Raw genomic sequence first — 7,595 nt, 5'->3', positions numbered from 1 at the left:
ACAGTAAAGTTGCCAGAGCACAGTAAAGTTGCCAGAGCACAGTAAAGTTGCCAGAGCACAGTAAAGTTGCCAGAGCACAGCAAAGTTGCCGGAGCACAGCAAAGAGTGACATCGAGCATCAAGCCTAACTTACGCCGGTTTGCTCAGGAGTCGCAATATCGACGCCCGCTGATGAATTTTTCCGATTAGGTGAAGTTGATTGGTCGAGTTGGTCGATCCGATTGTAACGAGCGTGCCAGTGCGCGCTTGCGTTTGCAATTCCGCCCGCACCTATCCATTGGATCGCTGGTCCATTGGATCGCTGGTCCATTGGATCGCTGGGCGGCTTGAATCCCTCGGGGGATCCATCGCAAACCAACGTCAAAATGACTTTGCTCCGATAAATCTACCGATTGAGGCTAGTTCGTGAACCGCTTTCAAAACGACGGATCCACGGTTTCTGGCGGGACGGCTGCTTATGGCGGCATCGCCTGGGGCTCGCTCGGCGTCCTTGCGGCTGCGGGGTTTTACGCAGTCGTGAAACTGACCGCGTGGCCACCGATGGAGCGTTATTTCCTTGGTCACCCTGTCGCTGTGGCTGCGACTGTTCTGTTTTTCATCGCTGCTGCGATCCTGTTTGGCAAATTCTGCCAAACCACGGTCCAGTGGAACGCGCTCTCATCGCTTCGCGACGAAGACCTGATGCCCAGCGCCCAAAAAAGCACCACCTCGCAACGATGGCTGCAAAACCACGACGCAGGACATGTCGCTCGCAATTGGCTCACCCAAATTCGCGAACTGCCGCTGCAATCTCGCGCTAGCATGCTGGTCCGTCGGCTCGAAGAGATCCTGGTGCGTCAAAGCCAACGTGGCACCACGAAACAGCTTCCCGATGACCTTCGGGAATTGTCCGCTCGTGATGCCGATACTGCTTACGATTCGCTCGGCATCGTTCGAATCATTGTTTGGGCCATCCCGATGCTGGGGTTCCTCGGAACGGTTATTGGGATCACTCAAACACTCGGCGGACTCGATTTCACCGACGGCGTCGCTGCGGTCGACCGACTAAAAAGCGGCTTGTATGTTGCATTCGATACGACGGCTCTTGGACTCGTCCTTTCGGTGGTCGCAATCTTTTTGCAATACCCGATGGAACGAACCGAACAGCGTTTGCTGTCGATCATTGATTCACGAATCAACAGTTTGGTCTCGTCTGCTCTACCAAGTGACGAAGCTTCGGATAACCAAGTTGCTCTGATCGCGGACCTTTGCGAAGGAATCCGCGTGGCGGTCGCCCAATCGATCGAGAGCCAGGCGATCGTTTGGCGACAGACAATCGATGAAGCAAAAGATCACTGGCAAAGTGTCCACGAAAGTGACACCAACAAAATCGTCGAAGCGTTCGAAGAGACGCTCAAACCTGCCCTTCGTGATCACGCCACCTCGATCGACCAATCGGCGATCATCGCAGCGGATCGTTGGCAACGCCAATGGGGACAGTGGCAAGAAAGCATGACGCAGCACTCCGACCTGCTAACGGGGCATCAAAAGTCGATGATCGATCAGTACACCGCACTGACCGAAACTCATGCTCGCGCGGGCGAGCTTGTCGCGATGCAGCATTCGATCGACTCGAGCCTACAACAACTCAGCGAAACGAACGCCGCGATCGATCGGAGTATCGAAGCATCGGCCGGCGAAGGCATGGCTGATGCAATGCGAGTGCTCGCCCGAGCGGTCGATGTACTATCGCATCGCTTACCCGTGATCATGAAAGCCCACGAAGAAACGGCGCTAAATGTGCACGTCGCGAACAACGATTCATCCGAAAATGAATCGACTCCGCAACAGAGGCGTGCAGCATGAGCGGGCGTCGTCGCCAAGCCATCTCGCCGACGCTGTTCCCCTTCCTTGCGGTTCTTGTCTGCACCCTTGGCACGCTAATTCTGTTCCTCGCATTGGTGGCCCAGAAAGCGACCAAGGTAGCTGAGCAGCAGGTGGCGGAAGCGGAGCAAGCAAAACAGCAACGGATGGCCGAACACTCATCGTCCGAGGAACCTTCGCTAACGCAAGGAACCGTCGCTTCGATGATCGCCGAAGAGCAAGTCCGTGTGGCGCAGGTCGTCGCATTCCGCGATTCTCAAGCCGCGGACCTGGAAAACAGACGGGATCAACTAACACACTTGGAAGACCACCTCCAACGCATTCGTGACGAATTGATGCGTTTGAGCGACGAGGTCAAACAAGCCACGGGGGAAACGGAAGCCACGGCAGTCGATACCGCCACGATCGATTTCCTCAAATCGAAACTAAAGGAAGAAGAGAAAGCGGTTGCCGAGTTAAAAGCTCAAACCGAGAACAACACACCTCGCGTGGTGATTGTTCCCCACAAAGGCCCCAACGGCACCGACCGAAGACCAGTCTATTTGGAATGTTCCAAAGATGGCGTGATGATTTGGCCTGAAGGGGTGCGGATCACGCAGCAACAATTGGACAATACCAGCCGTGGAGCCAACCCGATTGACGCCGCACTCAGGATCGTGCGTCACCATGCAATGCAAAACTACGGGGATTCGATCCCGCCTTACCCACTATTGGTCGTTCGCCCCGATGGGATCGAATCGTATGCGGCTGCGCGTGGTGCCATGGAAGATTGGGATGACCAATTTGGTTACGAACTCGTGCCCAGCAAAGTCCAATTGGCATTCAACCAACCCGATCCTCAATTGAAAAAACGAATTGACTTAGCCATTCAAGATGCCATCTCCAACCAACAGGCTCGCGTTCACGCCAGCGGCATAGCAAGGAGCAATGGTCGGACACGAAGTCGGACACTGCCGACTCTTTCAGCGCGACAAATGGACGCCCAGGGAACGGCCAACGGATTCCGGTCGGCATCCGACAACCTTCAAGGCACGTCGTCGTATTACTCCTCGAACTCGAATCCGTACGCCACAGGTGAAACAGTATCGGGCAGAACGTCAGCGGGCAGAACGTCAGCGGGCAGAACGTCGGCGGGCGGAACGGCAAGGGCAGGGCAGGGCAATGCAATTGCGACCAACAACACATCCGGCTCGGGAACCCCCGGCTCCGGCAGCGACCCGTTAAGCCCCGCCATTGACGCGAATCGGATGCATCAAATTGCATCGGACATGCAATCGGCTGCAGCGGCGGTTCGAGCACAATCGCTTGCCGAAGAGGCTGCATCGGTTGCTGAACTCAATCATGTACTTGGTGCAGGGGATTCGAATTTCTCGGTCAGCCAAAACTTTGGGCAAGACCCTGCCATGTCAGGAAAAGCCGGTGGCGGCAATCAATCCGATGGCGTAAACGGGGGCGAGCTTGGCAGCTTCCTGAATCAACAATATGGCGATTTAGATCCGGCTAGCGGACCGGGCAAACCAAACACGCCGGGCGACACAGGCGCTTCGTCTGAGTCAAACATGTCGCTCAATAGTCCGAATACTTCCGACGCAGGATCGATTTCGGCGGTAGGGCAAATCGGCAAGGCCGATGACTCAGGCAACACAATGCCGACGCAGAGCCATCAATTCGAACTGCCCGACACGAGCGACCCGTTCGCAAAAACCAGCGGGAATGCGGGCACGGGCAGGGGGGGCCAATCGAGTGTCTCCACATCATCATCGGTCGCAAGTGGGCAAGCAGGTGCCGGTGGATCCGATTCCTCACCGCCGCCGGAAAACGGCTCGATGGGCGGAAGCATGTCGATGCAAAAGCAATCCACACCGCCAGCCGATTCTCGCGGAAAGAACTGGGCTGTTCCCGAGCAGGTCGCTCGTGCACGCGGCAATACCATCGTACGAACGATTCGAGTGCTCTGTTACGAAGATCAATTCGTCTTGCTCGCTCCAGCGACAGGCGGAGCAACCGAGATGTTCGGTTTCTCAGACGAAAACGTCTCGCGTGCTACTAACGAACTGGGCGATGCAGTTCGCAAACGGATTCAACAATGGGGCCCTTCGCTACCAGGCGGTCGTTGGCAACCGGTACTGGATGTCGAAGTCATGCCCCAAGGCGAAGGTCGCTACGAACAGCTTAAGCAAATGATGCAACGTAGTGGTGTGGATGTACGTGGGGCAGATGCAAGCCTCGGCACCAATAGCAAACGAGGTATCACTCCATGAGTCAATCCAAACGAAATCGCACGAAGATTGAATTGGGACACGACGCCTTCTTGGACATCGTGGCCAACCTCGTCGGCGTCCTGATCATTTTGGTCGTCGTACTCGGCACGCAGTCTTCGCAAGTGATCAACGAGATTAAGGCGAAAACGGAATCGGAACTGGTGATCGACGAAGCGAATCGAACCGCCAGCGATGCACAGCTAGGGGAACTCGGTCAAGTGACGATGCGGGCCGCTGCGGCTCAAGCGGATTCGGACCGGCTCGAAGCGACAATCAAACAATGCGACCAAAACATTGCACAACGCCAACAACAACGCAGCGTGATGCTGGATTTGCTTTCCGAAGCCAAAGCGGCTTGGGATGCCGAGAAAGAACGGTTCGACAAAAAGGCGACCGAAATGGCGTCGCGAAACCGGGAATTCGAAGAAACCAAAGATCAATTGGCCCAGCTACAAGGCGAACGTGAACGGCTCGAAGGGGAAAAACAACCCGTGGTTGCAATCACGCACCTGCCGACACCGATGGCTAAAACCGTTTTTGGAGACGAGATTCATTTTCGCCTCAAAGCCAATCGCTTGTCGGTGGTTCCGATCGAACGTTTGATCGCAGAGATCAAAAACGACTTCGAACGAGCAGCCGGTGGTTCACGTGATGGACTTGTTGAGGCCGCTGTCGGGCCGGTACGCGGATATGTCGCTCGATACGAAATGGCGAAAAGTCGCGAGATGGTTTCACGCGGAGGCCAAGTCGGATTGGCTACACGAATCTCGTTGGTCGGGATGAGTGTCGCACCCTTGAATGAACCCATCGGCACGCCGATCCAAACGATGTTTCAAAAAGGAAGTGACCTCGACATCGAACTTGCCGGTCGCGACGCAGCAACGACGACAATCACCGTTTGGGTTTACCCAGACAGTTTTGCCGCCTTTCGTCATTTGAAAGAACATCTCTATGCACGCGGCTTTGCCGCCGCCGCGCGCCCGCTTCCGATGGACAGAGAAATTACCGGTGGCCCTCAAGGCTCGCGATCCGTTGCGCAATAGCCTGCTGGACCTTAGTTTGTGGGGCTCAAGTTAGCGAAGCCGAGATGTTTGACTTGACGGTAGTAGCAGATGCATGATTGCGGAGGTTTGTGGCGTTATTGGAACAAGAACGCTATTGGGGGATGCCAATAACTTTGCAAGCTCAACCGACGCCATTTCAATCTCCTTCGCTTGGACGATCGATTCGCCACCAGAGTAGAACACGACTCCGGCTGGCAAACCACGCAGTCCATCCTTGGTCGCACAAATCCCATCAAGGGTCACCGAGGAGTCGAAAAGCTTGAAATGCAATGCAAAGTAATCGTATGCGATCGATCGCGGGTTGCTCAGATTCGCATTGACCGTCATCCCAAAATCACGATGAAGCGAACTTAGTAGCGATGTCGCAACAAAGCCGCGTTCGGATCGAATCTCTCCGGTAACATCGATCGCTTTTGCTGGGCGTAGCATGCCGGTTTGCAACTTGATGTCTGCGGTTCCCGCCATCGCATGAGGCAGCCCTTGGGTTAACCGTTCCAAATCCACATTGGTGAAACGCGAGCCACTCAAATCGACCCACCATCCATCAGCGTCAATGCTCCACCTAGCCGTTCCCGCGAACGACGCAGCAGGGCCAAAACGAGCGAGCGGTAGGTAATACTGAGAAAAAACAGAACAGGGCAAAGGCGTGTCGCTCGTTTCCATCGTCCAAGTCGTGACCGGCATATCGCCCGTTCGGTCGCGGACGACCTCGATTCGAAAACCGCTCCCGTCGCGACCACTGCCATCCTGCTGGGTCGAACGCATACATTCAATCGTCGCCCGAGTTGAATCGTCGCCCGGTTCGATCCAAGCATCGACATCTTGAAGCCGTGTCGATCCAACATCTCCATCAATCGTCAAATCGCTGGCGGCAAAACGAACCGAAGTCGACAAGCAAATCGAACTGCATAGAAACCGATCGTGAATCAAACGCCATGCGCCTGCAAGTTCCGCCGATTGAAGTTGAGGATGATCCAATACGATCGACACCCCGTCATTGACCTCCGTCCAAGACAGGTGGTCGACTCGAGCAACTTCGCGGTGTGTTTCCGGATCGATTACTCGTAGGGCTTGAAGGTCCAAACGCGAAGGACTGGGGCGATCGAAATCGTCCACCTCAATCAAAAACCCCGTGTCCTTGGCAATCGACTCGCTAATCTCTCGCAAGCAAGCTTGGTGATACCACGGTGTCCAGCTAATAAACAAGACAACCATCGTTATCAACGTCGGGACCGCGCAGCAGATAACGAACATCAACCGAGCGAGGGCTCGTTGCGTCCGTTCATGCATGCGGATTCCTTTCCAAGGATGGGCTATGCTAGCACTGAGGTCTGCGCCGTGACTTGAGCTAGACTCTGAAGCGAATCTTAGTTTCACAAGCCAGTTTACCGATAGATCGTTTGGAAAAAATACAAGATGTGGCCAAGGATAAAGAGACAATGGTTCCTGATCGCACTGGCGACATGCTTTTGCATCGGCTTCTTCGCCAGCGAAACACTGCAACCTCTGCTCGCCATGACGACATTACGCAGCGCGATCGTGTTTTCGGTAATGTGGATCATGGGCGTCACGCTCAAAGCCGATGCCGTTCGGCAAAGCCTCGCACGACCACTCCCCACATTGCTAGCAATTGGGATCAACGTTCTCGTGGTGCCGCTACTCTGTTTGCCTGCCCAAGCGATTTTGCCTGCCTCCGCGTTTGGAGGGTTGTTTGTCGTTTCGTTGGTTCCCTGCACGTTAGCGTCCGCTGCGGTTTGGACTCGCAAGGCCGACGGGAATGATTCGATCGCATTAATGACCACGGTGGTGACAAACCTGGCCTGCATTTTCGTGATACCGATTGGTGTTTCTTTAGTATTGGCGCGTCAGGCCGATATCTCGGCAATCGAACAAATGAGAAAACTGGCAACGATTGTGGTCGCCCCGCTGGTCATTGCCCAAACGATGCGAACGATCGGCGTGGCCAAATGGGCCGATCGCAACAAGATTCGCTTGTCGCTATTGGCGCAATTTGGCATCCTATCGATGGTCGTTTTTGGGGCAATCGCCAGTGCGGGCATGATCCAGAATGCAGACGAATCAGGCGTTTCATCGATCGGCATGACAACCGCAACCTTGGTATTTCTGGTGATCGCAATTCACCTTTCGGCCTTCGGAATCGGCATTTTGGTATCGCGAGCAACAGGCGCGGACCGTGCTAGCCAGGTAGCGGTCGGATTCGGGGGAAGCCAGAAAACGCTGATGGTCGGGCTGCAAATCGCGATCGATTTGGGGGTCAGCGTGATTCCGATGTTGATGTACCACCTGTTCCAATTGACGATCGACACGGTGATCGCCGAACGCTGGAAACAATCGTCCGAGCAAATGGACCAGAATCGGCCTTCGAAAGAAACGTAAAGCCATTTTG

The 7,595-nt window shown here is 54.9% G+C and carries 5 protein-coding genes; 4 read left to right on the top strand and 1 reads right to left on the bottom strand.

All coding sequences use genetic code 11. The features are described 5' to 3' along the window. The first annotated feature begins 405 nt into the window (after nt 1-405). From CA13_RS21500 to CA13_RS21490, 3 genes are read left to right on the top strand one after another with little or no spacing between them, the layout of a single operon-like run. Nucleotides 406-1,845 carry a MotA/TolQ/ExbB proton channel family protein gene (locus tag CA13_RS21500; RefSeq protein WP_146400128.1) on the top strand — a complete coding sequence of 480 codons (1,440 nt, stop codon included), beginning with the start codon at nt 406-408 and terminating at the stop codon, nt 1,843-1,845. Then, nucleotides 1,842-4,124: a hypothetical protein gene (locus tag CA13_RS21495; RefSeq protein ID WP_146400126.1), complete on the top strand. Its 2,283-nt coding sequence runs from the start codon at nt 1,842-1,844 to the stop codon at nt 4,122-4,124. The genes CA13_RS21500 and CA13_RS21495 overlap by 4 nt, the downstream gene beginning before the upstream one ends. Further along, nucleotides 4,121-5,167, top strand: coding sequence for a hypothetical protein (locus CA13_RS21490; RefSeq protein ID WP_146400124.1), 1,047 nt, complete (start codon nt 4,121-4,123; stop codon nt 5,165-5,167). The genes CA13_RS21495 and CA13_RS21490 overlap by 4 nt, the downstream gene beginning before the upstream one ends. Before the next feature lie 30 nt (nt 5,168-5,197). Here CA13_RS21490 and CA13_RS21485 read toward each other — a convergent pair whose 3' ends face one another. Next, complete coding sequence (locus CA13_RS21485) at nt 5,198-6,478, bottom strand: hypothetical protein (RefSeq protein ID WP_146400122.1); 1,281 nt, start codon at nt 6,476-6,478, stop codon at nt 5,198-5,200. Nucleotides 6,479-6,604: 126 nt separating this feature from the next. Between CA13_RS21485 and CA13_RS21480 the strand changes: the two genes are divergently transcribed. Next, a complete protein-coding gene (locus tag CA13_RS21480; RefSeq protein ID WP_146400120.1) occupies nt 6,605-7,585 on the top strand; it encodes a bile acid:sodium symporter family protein in 981 nt (326 codons plus the stop codon). Nucleotides 7,586-7,595: the final 10 nt, after the last annotated feature.

The organism is Novipirellula herctigrandis, assembly GCA_007859835.1.
GTDB lineage: Bacteria > Planctomycetota > Planctomycetia > Pirellulales > Pirellulaceae > Novipirellula_A > Novipirellula_A herctigrandis.
The sequence above is the reverse complement of the archived record's forward strand: the minus strand, read 5'-3'. Positions and strand labels throughout refer to the sequence as shown.

What these genes read in the sequence shown, in the direction of transcription:
- CA13_RS21490 (WP_146400124.1), top strand. Translation starts at nt 4,121, where the DNA reads ATGAGTCAATCCAAACGAAATCGCACGAAGATTGAATTGGGACACGAC.
- CA13_RS21495 (WP_146400126.1), top strand. Translation starts at nt 1,842, where the DNA reads ATGAGCGGGCGTCGTCGCCAAGCCATCTCGCCGACGCTGTTCCCCTTC.
- CA13_RS21480 (WP_146400120.1), top strand. Translation starts at nt 6,605, where the DNA reads ATGTGGCCAAGGATAAAGAGACAATGGTTCCTGATCGCACTGGCGACA.
- CA13_RS21485 (WP_146400122.1), bottom strand. Translation starts at nt 6,478, where the DNA reads ATGCATGAACGGACGCAACGAGCCCTCGCTCGGTTGATGTTCGTTATC.